Raw genomic sequence first — 18,982 nt, forward strand, 5'->3', positions numbered from 1 at the left:
ATATTGTCTTTATACAAAGACTCCTCTCCAGAGCCCGCCGATGGACAGGCCTGAACAGGAGTCTGAATATGGTGAGGCCCGAACATATCCTTCGGTTAAGCGATGGCGCAAGGAAGTGCAAACACAAAGCAGCTGCCTGCTGCACTGGTCTCCTTCAGCCATACTCTGCCGTTCATCAGTTCGGACAGCTGTTTGCAGATGGAGAGCCCCAAACCGGCGCCGCCGTATTTTCCCGGAGTCATTTTATCATGAATTTGTGAAAAGGAGCGGAACAGGCGGTCTTTTTGCTCAACAGGCAGACCGATCCCCGTATCCCTGACTTCAAAGGAGACAATCATCCGGCCCTCCTGGCCCGGAGTGGTGTGAACCGCCAGGCATACTTCCCCATGGGAGGTGAATTTAAGCGCGTTTCCAATCAAATTGGTCAGGATCTGGATAATTTTATTGCTGTCACCCATCAGTGTAAGATCCGGGTCTCCGGCGGACACAGAGTACAGCTTCAGCCCTTTCTTCTCTGCTTCAAGAGAAAATAACTGCAGGACATGCCCTACAACATCGCGGATTTTAAACGGCTTGTGATCAACAGTCATCGTTCCGGCTTCCATTTTGGAGTAGTCCAGAATCTGATTCATCATCTGCAGCAGATTATTGCCGCTTTGCTCAATGAAATCGACATATTCTGCCTGTTCTTCGGTAAGCTCGGTGGCCTGCAGCAGGCTGGTCATTCCAATGACACCGTTCATCGGGGTGCGGATCTCATGGCTGAGCACGGCCAGCAGATTCTTTTTGTCTTCAAGCACATTAACGGCAGTTTCTTCTGCAGTCTTCAGCTGCTGAAGCGTAGCTTCCATTTCCAGCAGGACTGTAAAAAAGCTTGATAACGACACAAGCAGGTCCATATCGCTCTGCCTGTACTGGTAAAAATCCTGGTCAAACGAGCACAGGGAACCGTAGAACTCGCCTTTTTCATTACGGATCGGAACACCAATAAATGAACAGCCGCCCACAAACTGCGTCGCGTCCATGTCCTTGGTCAACGGGTGAGTCAGATTGTTATCGATGACAAGCGGGCCCTGGGCATGCTCGGTAACGAGCGCGCAGTATGACTCCTCATTGTCCACCACAAGCCCTTCATCCAGAATCACCTTGTCACGGTTGAAAGATTTAATAACCTTGGTAGAGAGACTGTCTAGATTCGCTATACAGAAAGTGTTAGCCGGAATCAGCCTGCTTGCCGTATCCATGACATTGGCTGCCGAATCATACAGCTTTTTCGATACGACCGACAATACATCGATGAACTCTGTTTTTAGCATAGTGTCAATTGTCCCCTCTGGTTGTCATGTTGTAATTCGTGCAGAATAGATAGTTTTAAATATTCAACCTATTAAAGATATCATATTCTTGGCCGTCAATAAACCTTGAAGGGTTACTCACGTCGCTGTCACATCAAAGTACTGGCCGGGATGATATAATATATGGGAAAAGAATATAATGGAGTGATACAGTTGAAGCTGCATTTCAATTTGTTCCCGGGCGGCAAGCCCAAAGCGCTCACGATGAGCTATGACGACGGCCAGAAGCATGATGTGCGTCTGGCTGGTATTTTTGACAAGTATGGAATTAAAGGAACCTTTCACCTCAACAGCTCTACACTGAATACACCGGGTTTCCTCAGCGATGATGATGTACGGGGCATTGCGCGTCACCATGAAATCTCTGCACATTCGGTCACCCATCCGTTTCTGGACACTCTTCCACTGCCTATGGTCATCAATGAACTGTTGGAAGACCGCAGACGGCTGGAGACCCTTGTAGATTATCCGGTCCGCGGCATGTCGTATCCCTACGGTGTATATTCCCGGGCGATCATCCCGCCGCTTCAATCTGTTGGTATCGAATACAGCCGGACCGTTATATCCACCAGGCAGTTTGATGTCCCTCCCGATTTCATGGAATGGCATCCGACCTGCCACCATAATGAGGATATGGATCAGGTGTGGGAACAGTTTACCACCAGGCCTTCTTTGCAGAAATTCAGCCTCTGTTATATCTGGGGCCACAGCTACGAGTTCGAGCAGGATAACAACTGGGAGCTCATAGAGAGCTTTTGCCGCAAGGCCGGAGGACATCCCGATATATGGTACGCAACGAATCTTGAAATCATGGATTATGTGACAGCAGTACGTTCGTTGAAAATGAGTGCCGATCATACCGTGATCCGCAACCCTTCCGCAACCGGCGTGTGGGTATCTGTAGACAACAAGCCGGTATGTATTGACGGGGGCAGCACGTATTATTATAAGAATTAGTCATTCCTTGTCCGTTCTTTGACAATTGGTTGTTGCGGTATCCTTTTTTTGATTGAACCCTCTGGTCTTACTTAAAATTTTACCTTAAAATAAATCTATAATTTTTCAATAAAGGCAGGTTGAAGCAAGCTGGAGGATGAATTATTTGACCAGACCGTTACAGAACTGCTGACCCGTTCGGGCTGCAAGGTGACGGTGAGAATCGAACCGCGTTTCCGGGACAACCGGCTGGTCGGCGGTAAATATCATATGGGCAGTCATACCGTTTATTTATATAAAGAAGAGATTATCAGGCAATGCTGTACGCTGTTCGGATCCACGGACCGGCTGAAGGAATATATCGCTGTTATTTTGGCTCATGAGCTCGGGCATTCCGAGGATACAGAGCTTGTACAACTGGCCGACGCACTTGAGAGACCGGTGAGCCAGCGGGAAGAAGCCGAAATCAGGCTGAGAATCGAACAAAACGCCTGGGCATATGCAGAAGCCTTATTGTCTGACACCGATTCTGCCTTTCTTCAGTTAATTATTGAAGAATCGCTTCTGAGTTACAGGAATACGCTGCAGCTTCATATTGCATAACAAACACAAACAGGTCAGGCCCTCTTCAGAGGCGCCTGGCCTGTTTGTAATGTTATTTATTGTTGCCTGATTATATGCTGTTGTCAGTTATCACGCTGGCGTGCCCTGGCTTCTCCGCCTTTGCGCCCCGCCTCTTCACGGCTCATTTTGCCGTCATCCGAGCCGCCTCCGGAATTGCTGCGCTGATGCCCGCGGGCTTCTCCGCCTTTTTCACCAATTTCCTGGTAGAATTCACGGTCATGATTCCTTGCTGTGGCTTCTCCACCCTTACGTCCCGCTTCTTCGCGGCTCATCTTGTTGTTCTCGTTGTTCTGTGCCATTTCGAATTCGCTCCTTTTCGGGTATTGAATTTTTTGGTTGCACTCTTACTTTACCCTTGCCATCCGGAATGAAACAATCCGTCTTTCCATAAGGTCAGGGTTCAAACCGGAACCAGCGGAAATCAAACCGGGTGCCCGGGAGAAACAAAAACGTCACCGTACAGCTTCCGCCCGCCGGCTCAAGTGAAAACGCCCGCTCTACATAATCCTCAGCACCGGCAAATTCAATGAGCTGCCTGGACTCCCCATCAGGTCCGCTGAACAGAAGGTGCAGCGTGCTGTTCGCAAGCGGTGAACGGCCGCAGATCACAATCCGCGAGCTTCCCTGTTCCCCAAAGTCCATTTCATCAAAGACAAGGGAGACATTGTTGCCGATTCCTTCAACCGCCGTCTCTGTACGGATAAAGGTATCCCCATAGATCCTGCTGCTCTCCAGGGCATGAAGCCGCCCGTAAGCCTTATGGAGCTTTACAAACCGGAAGCCCTTGAGATGAATCTTTCTCCGCAGGACGAAGGACAAGGAGGTGATACCTGTAAGGCGCTTAGGCAGCTTATATTTCTCCTCCTGATAGACGTTCCATTGTGTCTCTTTCCGGTAGGTTACTGCTGCCAGCAGCTGCGCATCCGGGTTACCGGGTATCCCCTCCCAGATCTCGACCGGGAACGCTTCGCTGTCGAGCGAGAAAACCGGAAGAATGATTTCATCCGAGCCGTAGCTCCCGAAATCCACCCGTTCGAATACGATCAGGCTCTCCCCTTCCCGGGCCGTAGCGGCACCGCGTTCATTGCCATTGGTCAAATTTATGCTGGCGCTGCTGTGGTAAGCTGCGGAGATGAATCCGTAAGGATCCAGATTAGCCTGCCCGAAACCGGTCAGCTTCAGCTGCATCTGCGAGTAGAGCCGGATACCATCCGCGCCGTTAGCCGTGCCGCAGCGGATATAGACCTCTCCGTCACCCAGCGCGCTGATCACAGCCTCATGGCCGTTCCCCTGAATTACAGCGATATTGGCATCCACCCCTGCGGCATTGGTAATCCGCCACTCTGCTTCGCGGAAGGTGGCGTTCTCCGGGTGCAGCCTCACTCGCACAGGAAGCACAGGCCGCTCCGGCGACAGCACACTGCCTTCAGGAGTGATGATTTCCAGCTTGCGCACAGGAATTTCCGTGTCACGCACGCTTAGGATTTCTTCCGGTTCCTGTCGTGCCTCCAGCGGACAGTCTGCATAGAGGCAGTGTTCTTCCTCCGGCTCCTTGCCGGCTGCCGGAGCAGCGGAACTCAATATAAGCACGGCAGCAGCCATGCCGGGGGAAGTTGCCTGCACCTTAAGGGTCCCGGCCTCCCGTGTGGCAGCAATGACGGCGAGCAGCCTGCCGCTGAACATCCGGCGGCTCACCCCTTTGTAAGGATCATAATCGGTGCTGTCACCGTTATCAAGACCGACCAGCCGTCCGGGTCCCTCAATGCTCAGGCGGACACGGTTGTTCGCGTTGTTCACCGGACGCCCCTTGCTATCGGCCGCCGTGACCGTTACAAAGATCAGATCCTCACCGTCAGCTGTTAATTCTTGCTTATCCGGAGTAAGAAGCAGCGCCGCGGCATCGCTGAAGGAGCACTGCCGGTCCTCAGCAATAACTTCGCCCTGATCATCATAGGCAACGGCGCGGAGCTCGCCCGTTGCATAGGGCAGCTGCCATTCTCCCAGCAGCTTATGGCCGTGTGCATGGTCAATCTCATACGTCCCCTGGGACACATCATTGAAGAACAGCTCGATCCGCGGCGCATTGGAAGTCACGCGGACATCAATCAGCTGGCCCTCCGAGAAGTCCCAGTAAGGAAAAATATGCACCATCGGCGTAATCCGGTAATCCGTCCATTCCGCCTGATAAATATAATAGGAGTCTTTGGGGAACCCCGCCGTGTCCAGTTGGCCGAAGTAAGCGTTCTTGGTGAAATACGGTGTCGGTTCGCCGATATAATCAAAGCCGGTCCAGATAAACTGGCCCAGTGAATAGGCTGCGTCCCTGTCGGCAATAATGCAGGCTTCCGTGCTTCTGGACCCCCAGCTGGTCGAGCTGTTGCCGAGGGAGGAGCACTGCTGGTCATCATCTGCCAGCACCGGCTGGGCCAGCGGGAAGTGGTACACCCCCCGGCTCTGTACCGTTGAGCAGGTCTCACTGCCGTAGATGATCCAGTCAGGGTGCTCCTGATGATGGCGGTCATAATATTTCTCGCCGTAGTTATAGCCGGCTGCCTTGACAAGTTCAGCACATTTCCGGGCATTCTCCCATGGCATATAGTTTGACCCGATGGTGACAAAACCGTTGCCCAGGGGATCATGTGCAAGCACTTCCTCCTGCAGCATGGCTGTTACCTCCTGGCCGCGGCTGTCTGCATGAGTATCATAGATCTCATTGCCGATACTCCACATGATCAGGCTGGGGCAGTTCCGGTCCCGGCGTACCCAGCTGGCGACATCACGCTTCCACCATGCCGGGAAGAAGCGGGCGTAGTCATACGGGGTCTTGGACCGTTCCCACATGTCAAAGGCCTCCGACACAACCAGCACGCCCATTTCATCCGCCAGCTCCATAAACTCCACAGCAGGCATATTATGCGCGGTACGGATGGCGTTGACGCCCATCTCCTGCAGCAGGACGATCTGGCGGCGCAGTGCAGCCTTGTTCACCGCAGCCCCCAGGCAGCCGAGATCATGATGCTGGCATACGCCGTTAAGCTTGAGGCGGCGGCCGTTCAGGAAAAATCCCCGCTGGGGATCCAGCTCCACCGTCCGGAAACCGAAGGTCTGTTCCTGCTCTTCAGTCACCTCATTCTGTACCAGCAGTTCTGTCCTGAGCGTATAAAGACTGGGATGATGGATATCCCACAGTAAAGGATGTTTTACCTTCAGACGGATGTGTTCATACACAGTACCGCTGGCGCTGTTCACAGAAACTGTGTTTTCTCCCGCTTCTACGGCAAACCCCGCTGCATCCAGAATCGTATGACGGAGCTTCACCCCTTCCATAGCCAGCCCTTCTTCAAGCTCCAGTTCACAGTCCACATCAACGTTCCACCAGTCACCGTCCGCCGGCCGGGCTGCTATATAAATGCCGTCCGGCACGATATGACTCTTCGGGTAAGTTTTGAGCCACACAGAGCGGTAGATGCCGGCGCCCGAGTACCAGCGGGAATTAGGCGATTCATGGATGACACGCATTACAATTTCGTTGTCCCCGGCAGTCAGAAAAGGTGTGATCTCAAACTCAAAGGTGGAGTAGCCGTATTTCCACTCGCCTGCCAGCTGTCCGTTAACGTATAAGGAAGAATTCATGTATACGCCTTCAAACCTTAGGGAGATACAGCGGTCTTCCGGAACCTCTGCAAAAGTCAGATTTTTACGGTACCAGCCTTCCCCGTCCTCATAGAGATTCTGGGTGTTATAGATCAGCCAGTCATGCGGCAGGCTAACCGGCATCCATTCTGGTTCCGCTTCAGCTTCAGCCAGTCCGGTACCCAGCGGTTGTCTGCTGAACTGCCAGCCGGCGTTCCATTTCCTGTTTACACTCATATCCGCAAGCTTCCTCCCGTTAATAAGAGCCAGTATGGAGATTACACAATCTGCAGTACCGGGGCTTCTTTAATAAAATGGACTGGCACACCCGGAAGCCGGGCAGCGAGCCGTTCCGCCGCAAGCTTCATCCCGGGGGCCTCGCTCTCCGCATGCCCCAGCAGGATCAGCGCCTTATCCCTTCCCTGATGAACCGCATCCCTGATATACTCCGGAGTCTCCCATTCCGGGCCTTCCCCGGCAATAATCAGATCAAGGGAATCCCGTTCATACAGAGGGATAGTCATGGCTCCCCCGCCTCTGTAACCGACCAGCACTCCGACTTTCACGCATAATGCCGACAGGTTTCCCGCTGCGCGTACATAGGAAATTCCAAGCCGGGTTTTCAGATCATCCGCGATTTCTCCAGCCCCCGCAGCCGGAATCGTAAGAATCGAAACCGCCGGACGGTGCTCGGTCACATACCGCTGCCAGTCCAGCTCCCGGAGGAGCCCCTCCATAATTCCATCCGGAGCATATCGGTGCACTGCATCGTGGTGGCGGTAGATTCCCAGTCCCGAATTTTTAACCAGAGTGCTTTTCTGCTGATACACCGGGTCATGCCTGAGTCCTTCCCGCTGATCCTGATGACTGTAATATACGCCCTCATGCGTAATAATGAGGTTGGCACCCAAAGCGATGGCCTGCTCAATAACATACTGGGAAGCCGAAAATGCAGTGACAATCCCTTTTACCCCAGTGTTATACTCTCCGGATTCAAGCTTATCCACCGTGTGGTCAGCCGGACCGGCCCCCGCCTTAAGCAGCTCTATGATATCCCCGAAAGTAACCATCGTTACCACTCCTGTCCCGCTTCAGTAAATGAGCCGGCTGTGCTGGTCCTCAATTCCGCTCTTGCGGTAAAAATACGTATTAATGATGTCACGCCATTCTTTGGCATGCGCGGCCTGCTCCTGCAGACGCTCTTCCACCTGGATGTAAAGGCCTTCAGGGATCATCCCCTTCAGGGTGCTCCAGGAGGATAACAGTCCTGCCGCGCGTTCCGCCCCCTCAAAGTGGGTATCGTAAATATGCTGGATTACGGTTTTTCCGGAACGGAGAATATGGGTGTACGGAACATGATGGAAGAACAGCAGCAGCTCATCCGGACATTCGCTGAGCGAATCATACATCTCCGCATTTCTGCCTATATACTGGGCGCTGTATCCTGTACCGGTCTTCACGCTGCGGTCGACACCGATTCCAAGGCGGTCAGCATAATGGTAGGTGCCCCACTGGGAATATTCATAACCGTCGACATTCGGCCCGTAATGGTGCTCCGGGTTAATCATCCAGCCGACGCCGAGCGGTGAGGTGTAAGATTCATAGATGTTCCAGGAATTCATAAGAATCCGGCTGGTTACATCCGCCACTGCAGCATCTGTCCCGAAGGTCAAAGAAATCCATTCTGCGGCAATCTCCTCGGCACTCAGCTGCGGATTCCAGGCCAGTCTTCCGTAGCCGTAGAGATTGGCCTGGGCCAGCAGATGGCCGGTCCAGTTCATATCATTGCCGGTGTTGGACACGGCAGCAATACCGCTGTAGCGGTTGCCCCATGTTGAGCCATTAACGATATCTTTAACCGGTGAGGCTTCGCCTTTTGCGTAAGTATTGAACTCCAGCACTTCTTTCCATTGCGGAACCAGATAACAGACGTGGCGCTGTTGTCCGGTATATTCCTGGGCAATCTGGAATTCAATAATCTGGTTGGTCTCCGTAAGAGCCCCGAACAGCGGAGACACAGGCTCCCTGACCTGAAAATCCATCGGCCCGTTCTTGATCTGCAGAATGACATTGTCTTTGAATTTGCCGTCGAGCGGCTTGAAATGGTCATACGCGGCTCTGGCCCGGTCCGTTTTGCGGTCGCGCCAGTCCTGCTTGCAGTTGTAGACGAAGCAGCGCCAGATCACGATTCCGCCATACGGCTCAAGCGCTTCCGCCAGCATGTTGGCACCGTCGGCATGATCCCGGCCATAAGTGAACGGACCGGGACGGTTCTCCGAATCGGCCTTGACCACAAATCCGCCAAAGTCGGGAATCGCCGCGCAGATCTGAGCGGCCTTGTTCTGCCACCACTTACGCACGCCGGGATCCAGCGGATCGGCCGTCTCTGTGTCCCCCTCCGTCACCGGTCCGGCAAAATTCACACTTAGAAAAAGCCTGATGCCATACTCCCTGAACACACCGGCAATTCTGGCCACGTCCGGCAGATATCGCTCTGAGATGAACTTCGTCTCAAGAGCGTGCACGTTCACATTATTAATGGCGATAGCATTGATACCGGTCGAGGACATCAGCCGGGCGTAATCGCGGATACGGTCCATATCTTCAATAAAGGAATGATTGTCATAGAAGAAAGACCTTCCGGCGTATCCCCGCTCCACACTGCCGTCAAAATTATCCCAGTGATTGATCATCCGCAGCCCGTTCACCGGATGAACCACTTCATCCAGCCTTTCGATACTCTGCATAGTTCCCATCATGCGCAGCAGATGGAAAACACCGTAGAGCACACCTGCCGGTGCTGCGGCTCCGACGGCAATACAGCCCTCCGCTTCACTGGTACGGATAGCAAAGCCCTCAGGTCCTGCTTTGGCCCGGGTTTCCTGATCGAACACGCGGCTGACCTGCGCATTGCCGCCTTCAAAAGTGCCAATGGCAATGCAAGGGCCTCCCGCATCCTCCTGCACTTTAATGCCCAGCATCGCCTCGATACCTCTCCGGCATTCCTTAAGCGCAGCCTGAATTGTTATATGGCTGTCATCCGCCTTGACGCTGGCGCACCATTTCACATATTGATCATGCAGGCTTCCGCCCGGCAGCGCCGGATAGCTCAGCCAGGCCCCGTAACCGTTATCGGCTGCCGCAGCCCTAAGATGATTAAATTCCTTCATGGCAAAGGCTCCTCCTTGTGCTTGTCTGAATCCGCTTACTTCTCTTATCGTACCATGTGTAAGTCCAGCGGAAACATTGTCAAATCAGGCTAATATTTACCCAAATCAACCAAGGTAAGCCAGCCCGCAGGGTAAGCTGACAACGGAGGGTGGCCGGGTAACGGTTCTGCTTGAACATAAAAAGGCCAGGCACCTCTTGTGAGGGCCTGGCCGTCTTGTCTGTTCTTTTATAAGTTGCGTATGCAGTTGTCAGTTATCACGTTGACGGGAACGGGCCTCTCCGCCCTTGCGACCTGCTTCCTCACGGCTCATTTTGCCGTTATCCGAGCTGCCTCCGGAGCTGCTTCCCCGGGCCTCTCCGCCTTTTTCTCCAATTTCCTGGTAGAACTCACGGTCATGAGAATCTGCTGTCGCTTCTCCGCCTTTTCTGCCAATCTCCTGGAAAAATTCACGGTCCTGATTCTGTGCCGTGGCTTCTCCACCCTTACGTCCCGCTTCTTCGCGGCTCATCTTTCCATTCTGGTTGTTCTGTGCCATTTCGAATTCGCTCCTTTTCGGGTATTGAGTAATGTGTTGCACTCTTACTTTACCCTAGCCGTAGAGAACGAAACACAAAATATTGGATTTAATGTATCTCAATGTAAGATGTTAGTTTCTCTCCCGGCCGGGTAAAGGCAGTATTATATACTCCGCTCTCAGACATACCCGATGAAAGGATGAGGACGATGAAGCTGTCTTTTAATACAGAAACGTTGTTTGGCAGTATTCCAATTTACGAGGCTATGAAAAAGCTGCACTCCCACGGAATGAACATTATCGAGTTCTGGTCCTGGCATGACAAGGATCTGAAGCAGATCCGCCGGCTTCAGCAGGAGCTGGGCATTGAGGTTGCGGGTGTGGTAGTCACTCCGGAGAGTCTTATCGACCCGTCACGGCGTGAGGCTGCGCTGGATGCAGTAAAAGGTACTGCCGAAGCTGCACGTGAACTGGGCTGCCGGAGAATGGTGCATACGGTCGGCACGGTGATGGAAGGGGTATCGCGCGAAGAGATGCACTCCTATCTGATAGAAGGCCTCCAGGCCTCCATACCCATACTGGAAGAATACGGGGTCATGTCGGCCATTGAGCCGCTGAATACAAGCATTGACAAAGAGCTATCAGACCAGTATCTGAACACCTCGGATGAGGCTTTTTCCATTGTAGAGCAGATCGGTCATCCGCTTATTAAGGTCTGTTACGACATGTACCATGTTCAGATCATGGAAGGCAATGTACTGACCCGGCTGCAAAACAACATTCATCATGTAGGCCATATCCAGGGAGCGGGTGCACCGGGTCGCCATGAGCTGTACCTCGGAGAGCTTAATTATGACTATATCTTTGATGCCATCAAGCAGATGGATTATGACGGGTATGTCGGGATTGAATATTTTCCTGTACATGATCCTGTGTATGATCTGCAGCAGCTCCACAAGAAACATCATACAGGCTGATTTTGGATATCTCCCGTTGTTTATTTTTCCCGCCACCGGTTAAGTACTAATTAGTCAAAACACCAATTCAAACATGGAGGTGCTCTATAATGGCTACTAAAGAATTAGCACTGCACGAAAAGCTGGAAGTCCATGAGCTGCTGACTCTCAAAACATCCTGTGCCACCAAAGCCGTAACCATGCTGGAACTGGCCAAGGACGACAAGCTCAAAAAGCTGATTGAAGAGGATCTTAAGAACACTGCCAAAGCCATCGATGAATTATCATCCCTGTTAAAATAAAGGAGGCAACCCTCATGTCAACAACGAAGACAAAAGAGATGCTGGTCAATGCAATTGCCCCGATGGATGATCTGGCGATTGCCACAGACATGCTGTTATCCGCCAAGTCTGCTGTCCGGACCTATGCCATAGCTCTGACGGAAACCGCCACACCCAAAGTGCACAAGGTGCTCAAAGCGCAGCTGGATACCGCAATTGAAACCCACCAGAAAATTGCCGCTTACATGATTGAGAACGAAATGTACCATCCGTATGATCTGAACGAACAAATCGATCACGATCATAAAAAAGCGGAAACAGCGCTCGAGCTGACCAAATAAACAAGGTTTCCTCAAACAGCAAACAGCCCGGACCTGTCCGGGCTGTTTGCTTGTGTCCGCGACTGATTAAAATTCCATAACAGAAAGCTGCACTCCCCGCAGGTACCCTGAATAGGCTAACGCATACCGTTTAGGAGGGGTTACATTGTATACTTACGAATCGCAAAGACAGCAGCCGCATCTGGCCTGGCATGAGACACTGGAGCTGCACGAGCTGACGGCTTACCAAAGCAACCAGCTGATGATGTTCAAAATGGTGATCGGGGATATCAAAGATCCTCAGCTGCATGCCTTGTACCTCGAGGCCATTCAAAGCGTGGAACAAAATCTGAGGGAACTGCTCCAGTACTACCCGCTTGCTCCGCAAGGCCAGAGAAAAAGCGACAAGGACATGGATCTGACTGCTTTCTATGCCGGCCAGCTGCTCGGCTTCGCCAAGACGGCTGTCCGCAGCTATGCCATCGGCATTACCGAGACCGCAACTCCCCGGCTCAGGGAAACGCTGCAGAAGCAGTTAAATGCGGCCATTGCGCTGCATGGTAAAGTATTCTACTTTATGCTGGAGCGCGGACTTTATCCTTCTTATGACCTTCCCAAGCTGCTCGCAGGCGATGTCGCCACAGCGAACAAAGCTTTGTCCCTGTAACCAACGTCAACAACGGCGAAGCTGCCTGTATAGCAGACTATAAAATAACAGGCAGCAGCCGGCCGTCAGACGAACCAGTCCGGGAACCATTGCTTCAGCATTCTGAGCTTGGCTTCTGTCTGGAACACTCCTCCGCCTTCATGGCCGTTGAACGGATAGATGTTGATCTCCTTCTCCCCGGCAATCCGGTTATACGTGGCAAAATACATCTCCGGCGGACAAGTTTCATCCTTCAGCCCGACAGAAGCAAGTACTTTGCAGGTAATCCGTTCAGCCATGTTCATCGTGTCAAAATAGCTCAGCTCATTCAGGACGTGATCCAGCTCCTGCGGATTCCGGCGCAGATAATCCGCTACGGCGGCGAAGGCGCCATGCTGGCCGTCGATCCTTCTGACCAGATTGCTGTTGCTGGGCACATCCGCGAGCGCGGCAGCCGGCCTGTCATCCAGTGCAGCCATCGCCATGGTCAGCGCCCCGCCCTGGCTGGCTCCTTCCAGCACAATCCGCTGAGCGTCCACCTCTGCCTGCGCACAGGCAAAATCAATCGCCTTCATGCAGTCCATATACTGATAACGGTAGTAGTACTCATATTTATTATGGACGCCTTTACTGGCTACGTTCATGGAGTACCCATCAGATGAGGGAGCCCGGCTTCCGGTCCGCCCGCCCTGTTCCCTGCAGTCAATGGAGACAACGGCGAATCCCATCATCAGCCAGTACATAAATTCCGACGGCTCTCCCCGGCTTCCGGTAAACCCGTGATAATGAATCAGACAGGGGTACTTTTCTTTCTTTAAAAAGTCAGGAACCATATACCATCCGTGCACCGGCGTGGTATCCATCCCGTCAAACCGGATATCATATACGCTTACCTGTGCGATGGGATAATCCGCTTTTTGCCTGACGGCATTCAAGGGGACCGCTTTGGCCTCATCCATCGTTTCTGCCCAAAACCGGTCAAAATCCTCCTGCCGGGTGAGTTCCGGCCTGTAGCTGAACAGCTCCTTCGTAACATCCTCCAGATAGCCCATACCTTCGACTCCTGTCCATGATTTATGCACCTATGTAAGTATAAATTGCTAATCGGCAATTCCAAAAGCATCAAGCAGCTGGCGCTTGTCCAGCGGAGGCAGGCCGAGCGGCTCCCGTAATTTTTGCAGCTTCTCCTGCAGATCCTCTTCGTTCGCATAGACATATGGACTTTTCCACTGGGATTCCAGCGTAATCAGCTCACTGGCTGCAGGCTTCATGGAAGGATAGTTCATAATCCAGCTCATCAGCTGGTCCTTGCCGATATCCGTCCGGATATTGTCGCCCAGGATATCGATGATCTCGCCCCACTTCGCAATTCCGCTTACGGAATCCAGCTTGCCCAGAATCAGATTGAGTACCTCCTGCTGCCTTTCGTTGCGCGAAAAATCGGATGACTCTGCCGTTCCGCGGTTGGACTTGCGGTAGCGGACAAAATCGAGCACTTCCTTGCCGCTTAAATGCTGCATCCCTTTCTTCAGATTAATGTTGGTGCCGTCTGCATTATCCACATACCGCATATCCATCGGCACATCGATATCCAGTCCGCCAAGCTCATCCACGATGCCGCTGAATGCGGCAAAATTAATCAGAATCATATGATCAATATCCATCTGCAGTATATTGCCGTAGAGCTCTCTCATTTTGCTTAATTCTTCGCCCTTATGGTGTGAGGAATAATAGGCGTAGTAATAGTTGGCTTTATGCGCACCGAGCTCGCTGCTCGTAATCTTCATATCACGGGGGATAGACAAAATCGACAGCTTCTTGCTCACAGGCTCATAGACAACGGGCATCAGCACATCCGTATTCAGCGTCCCGCCGCTGCCGCTTCTATCGTCAACGCCTGCCAGCAGAAACGTAAGCGGTTTGCTGACATTCTCTTCCTCCACAATCTCCGCCTCGGGCGAGGCGCCAGGTGCGCTCGGTGCAGGACTGGCAGTTGCTGCAGGAGCCGTTCCCGATGCCGAAATCCGGTCAAGCGCCCGGTCGGCTTTGTAATACAGTGTTCCGGCATAGACAGCTCCAGCGGTCAGACATGTGCCAAGCACAACCGCTACGCTAAGCTTCATGTTGCGGCTGCGTGCTTTTTTGCGCTGCGCCTTCCTTCTCGTGCTTCTTTCTTGCATTCCCTTCCTCCTGCTTCCATCTGGTAAATGGCATAAGTTGTAAACGATTATACCACAGGCTGATATGGAGGCTCAAAGGTAAAAGAATTGAACAGGTTGAAATATCTGCATGAAAACCATCATCACATGCACTCTTTTTCAAAAGGTGTATAATAGTAAGAACTTATCGGAAAAGGATGTCCTGACATGCTTCTTGCTCTAAACCGTAAGCTTAACCGGATGATGCCGCTGATTACACCGCTGAGTGTCCTGACCGGGGTGCTCTGCGGCAGTGCGCTTACTCCCTACACTTTTCTGTCTCCATGGCTGTTTGCTTTTATGACGTTTGCCGGAAGCATCAGCCTTGGCATTAAAGATTTTGTGAATGTGCTCAAAAAACCGCTGCCGCTGTTCGCCTGTCTTTTTATCCTCCATATTGCCATGCCGCTCGTTGCCTTCGGGCTCGGGAATCTGCTCTATCATGCGGATGAATTTACAATCACCGGCCTTGTGCTTGCCGCAGTCATCCCGACGGGGATCAGCAGCTTTATCTGGGTGAGCATCTATAAAGGGAACACAGCGCTCACTCTCTCCATCATTCTGATCGATACGCTGCTGGCCCCTTTTGTTGTACCCGGCGTTCTCTCCGTGCTGATCGGAACCCATGTGGAACTCGACATATGGGCGATGATGAGCAGCCTCTTCTGGATGATCGTGGTACCTTCGCTGCTTGGCATGGTGCTTAACGAATGGAGCAAAGGTGCCGTCGCGCCCGTATGGAGCCCGCGCCTGAATCCATTTTCCAAGCTGTTCATGGCGGTAGTCATTATGATCAACGGGTCTGTTATATCCCCGTATCTGACGGATATCAATCTGCACCTGGCCGGCCTCGCTGCCGTTATCGTGCTCATGGCTTCCACCGGCTACGCCCTCTGCTTCCTCACTGCCAGAGTCCTGCGCTGGAATGAGGCGGATGAGGTTGCCCTGGTCTTCAACGGGGGGATGCGCAATATCAGCGCCGGCGCGGTTCTTGCTGTATCCTATTTCCCGCCTCCGGTAGCTGTGCCTGTGGTGCTCGGCATGGTGTTCCAGCAGCTGCTGGCATCGCTCGCCGGCTTCCTGATCGGACACCGTTCCAAAGTCAGACAGACGGCAGATCAGACCACGGCTGCTTAAGCCGTCACAGCAAAAACGCCTCTTCGGTACTTGTCAGCTGACAAGCACTGAAGAGGCGTTTATTTATACTCTGGCTGTAATGGCAACTTTATGTGCTTTAGAGCGGCTCCCTCGGCTCAACCTCCGGTGGGATCTGCGGCGGGATCTCCGGCTGCTCCCGTGGCGTAACTTCCGGCGGAAGATCCAGCGGCTGCGGGTCCGGCATCCGGTCCGGATTCACTTCAGGCACAACCTTCGGGGGAATCTCGGGCGGCAAGTCCTTATTCATGGCTTCGCACCTCCTTCGTTCCTGATACTCCTTAGTACCCGTTATGGCGGGTCTTAAACCTGCGGATTGCAGCCTGCAGGAGAAGGGCGGCTCTGCAGGTCAATAATCGGAATATGCTAATAGCATCGTCTCCCGGTCCCCAAGCAACCTGGCAACTGCCTGGGCTGTAACGGACACAGAATCCGTTATTCCCAAGCAAAACCATGATTAGCACGTCCTAACGGACAGAGAATCCCTCATTTCAAGTCCTAGATCCCAAAAATGCCTGATTGAGCGGCAATAAGGGAACTACGGTCCGTTAGCTCAGTGAAAGTTGATTATTCGAGGCAATAACGGATCTACGGTCCGTTAAGCTGGAAAAGTCTTATTGAAGGGGCAAATAACCACTCTATCTCAAAAACATTATCAGCGTCTGGAGATGATTCTCGCGGATGCCTTCAACAACCAGCTCTGCAATTCTCAGGCCGCCGCGCTCCTGAAAATGGGTGTTGTCCTGGACGCCGCCCGAGAGGTTCATCCATTCGCCCGGCGCTCCCCAGAGGAAAACCGACTTTGTGCCCTCAGGACCGAGTTCCTCGAACAGACGCCTGCTCTTCTCAGCCAGGTCGATCAGCGTTACGCCTTCTTCTTCGGCAAGTTTCCTCACCGCCTCCAGATACGCGCCATGCGTATCCTTCAGTTTTCCTGCTGCATCAAAGTAACGCCGGTGCACTGAGGTGATAAGTACAGGCGTAGCATTTCTGGAACGTGCCGCTTCGATATATTTCAGCAGATACTCCGGATACGTCGTTGACGGGTCAGTGTGACGCGCTTCATCCGTCTTCTGGTCATTATGCCCGAACTGGATGAATAAATAATCGCCCTCCTTAAGCTCTTCCATAATCGCGTCAAGGCGGCCTTCCGCAATGAAGCTCTTGGAGCTGCGTCCGCCCTGCGCATGGTTGGCTACAGCTACATCATGCTTGAAGAAGCTGGGCAGCATCTGTCCCCAGCCGCAGAACGGAAACCCGTCCTCGCTCGAATCGGTCACCGTTGAATCGCCGGCGAGGAACAGTGTAATCTGCTCTGCCGATGACATAATCTCCAGGGCGTTGATGCGCGGGGCAAGCCCCTTGAAGCTGAGCTTCAGCTGTCCGCCCCGCACATTTACCGCGAACATCTCCCGGGCGTACTGTCCTGCCAGCGTTCTGACCTCCTGCAGGACCAGCCGCTCTCCGTTCGTGCTTAGCGTGATGCTTGCCGGTGCACAAGCATCCCCGGCAATGATTCTTACAATATAATTGCCGTCCTCCACATCAGCCAGGAAAGTGGCGCCAAACGGAATGCAGAAATCTCCGGTCAGCGCTTCCTCCACTCTTCTTCTTTCGGAGACACGGGAGCAGTCAGCAAATCCATACCCTTTGTCCGGGTTATACACATCATCCGCGGTCACCTTTGTGTATCCTGGTGCCGGTGTTCCGTCTGGACCAAAATCATAGAAATAGTTCATTTTCGTTCCCTCCGTAATTATAGATGGGCTCTCTAGGCACATATGCACCTGCGGGGAATGTTTGGACCTCCGGCTGCTGATTGAACAAGTGATATTTATATTTTGGGATTGGGGTGACTCCAGAGAATGTTTGGACTTCCGGCCGCTGTTGTCCCCAGGTTTCTTGATTTGCACCGATTCTCGTGGTTGAAACCCGGTGACTGCCTATGCTTCCGAAGCGAGCTTTCCTGCGGAAAGCTTTCAGGCGGACGCTATCGCTCCTACAGTTCCAAACTTCTCCTCCGCCACTTTCCCCTAATAACATATTTTAAGTTCAATCTATATAGCGGTAAAATCCGGAAACAAAGGCGGACGCTATTGCTCCTACAGTTCCAAACTTCTCCTCCGTTGCTTTCGCCTCCGTGTTGATCTAAATATTACTCACAAGCTTTTTGTTCTGCAGCAGCGCCACCAGGAACGCCAGGGTCAGTCCCTGTCCCCAGCCCTGGACACGCTTGCGCGAAATGACTTTGTAATCATCGGTTGTGTACATTACCGCGGTTCCGGCCGATACGTTGCGGACGGAGCCGTCTTCATCGATGTTCGCAAGAATGCCCTCGTAGGCTTTGGCAATGCAATTTTGATGCAGCGGATGACCGTTCACAACGACTGCAGCAGCAATACCGGCAGAAGCCGAGGTTTCAAAATAGGAGGTTTCATCATCCAGTACAGTACGCCACAAGCCTTCCGGCGATTGCAGCCTTACCAGCGCGCTTAGCTGGTCGCCAAGCGCTCCGCCGATCTGCATCCACATCGGCATGAACGGATTCAGCATTTTGTAGGCCTGCGACATCGTATAGGCGGCCCAGGCGTTGGCTCTGCCCCAGTACACCCCGGACAGATGGTCTTGTCTGATATTGTCCCAGGCATGGTAGAACAGGTTAGTCTTGTTGTCCTGCAGGTACTCTTCATGCCAGTAGAACTGATTCAGCGCATCGTCAATATACTCTTTGTTCTCCAGCTTAAAGCCAAGCCGGAGAAGGAAATAAGCCGCCATGAACAGCGTATCAGCCCAGGCCTGCTCCGGAAAATCATTGTTAGAGGAAACGGTATGCTGGAATACGCCGTTGCCGAACCGGATGGCCTCCTTCCGCAGGTATTCGGCTTTCATCAGCGCAAGGTCCAGGTATTTCTGGTCGCCTGTCGCTTCATACAATGTCAGCATGGTATGTCCCATTGCACAGGAATTGACCATCAGCGGCGGCAGCCCGAGCTCCAGATATTCATCCACCCATTTGACGAGAAAATCAATATACTCCTGATTCCCTGTGGCTTCCCAGGCTTTGCAGATTCCGTAATAAGCGACCCCGCACGACCAGTTCCAGGTAAAATCAATGTTCATGGTTCTGCGGACAACCCGGTCGATCAGCTCCGTAACTTCCTGTTCATTGACTTCAAATTTGCGCATTTCATC

General features: G+C 52.6%; 18 protein-coding genes. 7 read left to right on the plus strand and 11 right to left on the minus strand.

Annotation, left to right across the window (positions count from 1 at the left end):
- Nucleotides 1-95: 95 nt before the first annotated feature.
- Nucleotides 96-1,316: a GAF domain-containing sensor histidine kinase gene (locus tag C2I18_RS03385; protein ID WP_249899885.1), complete on the minus strand. Its 1,221-nt coding sequence runs from the start codon at nt 1,314-1,316 to the stop codon at nt 96-98.
- Nucleotides 1,317-1,478: 162 nt separating this feature from the next.
- Here C2I18_RS03385 and C2I18_RS03390 point away from each other — a divergent pair, with 162 nt between their 5' ends.
- Both C2I18_RS03390 and C2I18_RS03395 read left to right on the plus strand, forming a co-directional pair.
- Nucleotides 1,479-2,312: a polysaccharide deacetylase family protein gene (locus C2I18_RS03390; RefSeq protein ID WP_249899886.1), complete on the plus strand. Its 834-nt coding sequence runs from the start codon at nt 1,479-1,481 to the stop codon at nt 2,310-2,312.
- Between the two features lie 195 nt (nt 2,313-2,507).
- Nucleotides 2,508-2,894, plus strand: coding sequence for a hypothetical protein (locus C2I18_RS03395; RefSeq protein WP_249899887.1), 387 nt, complete (start codon nt 2,508-2,510; stop codon nt 2,892-2,894).
- Between the two features lie 83 nt (nt 2,895-2,977).
- Here C2I18_RS03395 and C2I18_RS03400 read toward each other — a convergent pair whose 3' ends face one another.
- The 5 genes from C2I18_RS03400 to C2I18_RS03420 form a co-directional block, all read right to left on the minus strand.
- Nucleotides 2,978-3,214 (minus strand): KGG domain-containing protein, encoded by a 237-nt coding sequence (locus tag C2I18_RS03400; RefSeq protein ID WP_249899888.1) that lies wholly within the window; start codon nt 3,212-3,214, stop codon nt 2,978-2,980.
- Between the two features lie 94 nt (nt 3,215-3,308).
- Entirely contained in the window at nt 3,309-6,785 is a 3,477-nt protein-coding gene (locus C2I18_RS03405; RefSeq protein ID WP_249899889.1) for a glycoside hydrolase family 2 TIM barrel-domain containing protein, read from the minus strand.
- 41 nt (nt 6,786-6,826) lie between these two features.
- Complete coding sequence (locus tag C2I18_RS03410) at nt 6,827-7,618, minus strand: Nif3-like dinuclear metal center hexameric protein (RefSeq protein WP_249899890.1); 792 nt, start codon at nt 7,616-7,618, stop codon at nt 6,827-6,829.
- Nucleotides 7,619-7,639: 21 nt separating this feature from the next.
- Complete coding sequence (locus C2I18_RS03415) at nt 7,640-9,718, minus strand: alpha-glucuronidase family glycosyl hydrolase (RefSeq protein ID WP_249899891.1); 2,079 nt, start codon at nt 9,716-9,718, stop codon at nt 7,640-7,642.
- A gap of 249 nt (nt 9,719-9,967) precedes the next feature.
- Nucleotides 9,968-10,255, minus strand: a complete 288-nt coding sequence (locus C2I18_RS03420) for a KGG domain-containing protein (RefSeq protein ID WP_249899892.1) — start codon at nt 10,253-10,255, stop codon at nt 9,968-9,970.
- A 188-nt stretch (nt 10,256-10,443) separates the two neighbouring features.
- On the opposite strand from C2I18_RS03420, the gene C2I18_RS03425 reads away from it, so the two are divergent.
- From C2I18_RS03425 to C2I18_RS03440, 4 genes are all read left to right on the plus strand, one after another.
- Nucleotides 10,444-11,211 carry a TIM barrel protein gene (locus C2I18_RS03425; protein WP_249899893.1) on the plus strand — a complete coding sequence of 256 codons (768 nt, stop codon included), beginning with the start codon at nt 10,444-10,446 and terminating at the stop codon, nt 11,209-11,211.
- Between the two features lie 89 nt (nt 11,212-11,300).
- Nucleotides 11,301-11,492 (plus strand): spore coat protein, encoded by a 192-nt coding sequence (locus C2I18_RS03430; RefSeq protein ID WP_249899894.1) that lies wholly within the window; start codon nt 11,301-11,303, stop codon nt 11,490-11,492.
- A gap of 14 nt (nt 11,493-11,506) precedes the next feature.
- Entirely contained in the window at nt 11,507-11,812 is a 306-nt protein-coding gene (locus tag C2I18_RS03435) for a spore coat protein (RefSeq protein ID WP_249899895.1), read from the plus strand.
- Between the two features lie 145 nt (nt 11,813-11,957).
- Nucleotides 11,958-12,458: a spore coat protein gene (locus tag C2I18_RS03440; protein ID WP_249899896.1), complete on the plus strand. Its 501-nt coding sequence runs from the start codon at nt 11,958-11,960 to the stop codon at nt 12,456-12,458.
- A 65-nt stretch (nt 12,459-12,523) separates the two neighbouring features.
- Here the strand turns inward: C2I18_RS03440 and C2I18_RS03445 are convergent, their stop codons facing one another.
- On the minus strand, nt 12,524-13,489 hold the full coding sequence (locus C2I18_RS03445; RefSeq protein WP_249899897.1) for an acetylxylan esterase: 966 nt from the start codon (nt 13,487-13,489) through the stop codon (nt 12,524-12,526).
- A gap of 48 nt (nt 13,490-13,537) precedes the next feature.
- Nucleotides 13,538-14,617: an LCP family protein gene (locus C2I18_RS03450; RefSeq protein ID WP_249899898.1), complete on the minus strand. Its 1,080-nt coding sequence runs from the start codon at nt 14,615-14,617 to the stop codon at nt 13,538-13,540.
- Nucleotides 14,618-14,803: 186 nt separating this feature from the next.
- Here C2I18_RS03450 and C2I18_RS03455 point away from each other — a divergent pair, with 186 nt between their 5' ends.
- Nucleotides 14,804-15,772 carry a bile acid:sodium symporter family protein gene (locus C2I18_RS03455; RefSeq protein WP_249899899.1) on the plus strand — a complete coding sequence of 323 codons (969 nt, stop codon included), beginning with the start codon at nt 14,804-14,806 and terminating at the stop codon, nt 15,770-15,772.
- Between the two features lie 97 nt (nt 15,773-15,869).
- On the opposite strand, the gene C2I18_RS03460 is transcribed toward C2I18_RS03455, so the two are convergent.
- From C2I18_RS03460 to C2I18_RS03470, 3 genes are all read right to left on the minus strand, one after another.
- A complete protein-coding gene (locus C2I18_RS03460; protein WP_249899900.1) occupies nt 15,870-16,040 on the minus strand; it encodes a hypothetical protein in 171 nt (56 codons plus the stop codon).
- Nucleotides 16,041-16,428: 388 nt separating this feature from the next.
- Nucleotides 16,429-17,529, minus strand: coding sequence for a rhamnogalacturonan acetylesterase (locus tag C2I18_RS03465; RefSeq protein ID WP_249899901.1), 1,101 nt, complete (start codon nt 17,527-17,529; stop codon nt 16,429-16,431).
- A gap of 409 nt (nt 17,530-17,938) precedes the next feature.
- Nucleotides 17,939-18,976, minus strand: a complete 1,038-nt coding sequence (locus tag C2I18_RS03470) for a glycoside hydrolase family 88/105 protein (RefSeq protein WP_249901991.1) — start codon at nt 18,974-18,976, stop codon at nt 17,939-17,941.
- Nucleotides 18,977-18,982 lie beyond the last annotated feature (6 nt).

The sequence above is a fragment of the Paenibacillus sp. PK3_47 genome (genome assembly GCF_023520895.1).
GTDB lineage: Bacteria > Bacillota > Bacilli > Paenibacillales > Paenibacillaceae > Paenibacillus_AQ.

What these genes read in the sequence shown, in the direction of transcription:
- C2I18_RS03435 (WP_249899895.1), top strand. Translation starts at nt 11,507, where the DNA reads ATGTCAACAACGAAGACAAAAGAGATGCTGGTCAATGCAATTGCCCCG.
- C2I18_RS03415 (WP_249899891.1), bottom strand. Translation starts at nt 9,718, where the DNA reads ATGAAGGAATTTAATCATCTTAGGGCTGCGGCAGCCGATAACGGTTAC.
- C2I18_RS03460 (WP_249899900.1), bottom strand. Translation starts at nt 16,040, where the DNA reads ATGAATAAGGACTTGCCGCCCGAGATTCCCCCGAAGGTTGTGCCTGAA.
- C2I18_RS03405 (WP_249899889.1), bottom strand. Translation starts at nt 6,785, where the DNA reads ATGAGTGTAAACAGGAAATGGAACGCCGGCTGGCAGTTCAGCAGACAA.
- C2I18_RS03445 (WP_249899897.1), bottom strand. Translation starts at nt 13,489, where the DNA reads ATGGGCTATCTGGAGGATGTTACGAAGGAGCTGTTCAGCTACAGGCCG.
- C2I18_RS03410 (WP_249899890.1), bottom strand. Translation starts at nt 7,618, where the DNA reads ATGGTTACTTTCGGGGATATCATAGAGCTGCTTAAGGCGGGGGCCGGT.
- C2I18_RS03390 (WP_249899886.1), top strand. Translation starts at nt 1,479, where the DNA reads ATGGGAAAAGAATATAATGGAGTGATACAGTTGAAGCTGCATTTCAAT.
- C2I18_RS03455 (WP_249899899.1), top strand. Translation starts at nt 14,804, where the DNA reads ATGCTTCTTGCTCTAAACCGTAAGCTTAACCGGATGATGCCGCTGATT.
- C2I18_RS03465 (WP_249899901.1), bottom strand. Translation starts at nt 17,529, where the DNA reads ATGAACTATTTCTATGATTTTGGTCCAGACGGAACACCGGCACCAGGA.
- C2I18_RS03450 (WP_249899898.1), bottom strand. Translation starts at nt 14,617, where the DNA reads ATGCAAGAAAGAAGCACGAGAAGGAAGGCGCAGCGCAAAAAAGCACGC.
- C2I18_RS03420 (WP_249899892.1), bottom strand. Translation starts at nt 10,255, where the DNA reads ATGGCACAGAACAACCAGAATGGAAAGATGAGCCGCGAAGAAGCGGGA.
- C2I18_RS03425 (WP_249899893.1), top strand. Translation starts at nt 10,444, where the DNA reads ATGAAGCTGTCTTTTAATACAGAAACGTTGTTTGGCAGTATTCCAATT.
- C2I18_RS03400 (WP_249899888.1), bottom strand. Translation starts at nt 3,214, where the DNA reads ATGGCACAGAACAACGAGAACAACAAGATGAGCCGCGAAGAAGCGGGA.
- C2I18_RS03470 (WP_249901991.1), bottom strand. Translation starts at nt 18,976, where the DNA reads ATGCGCAAATTTGAAGTCAATGAACAGGAAGTTACGGAGCTGATCGAC.
- C2I18_RS03385 (WP_249899885.1), bottom strand. Translation starts at nt 1,316, where the DNA reads ATGCTAAAAACAGAGTTCATCGATGTATTGTCGGTCGTATCGAAAAAG.
- C2I18_RS03430 (WP_249899894.1), top strand. Translation starts at nt 11,301, where the DNA reads ATGGCTACTAAAGAATTAGCACTGCACGAAAAGCTGGAAGTCCATGAG.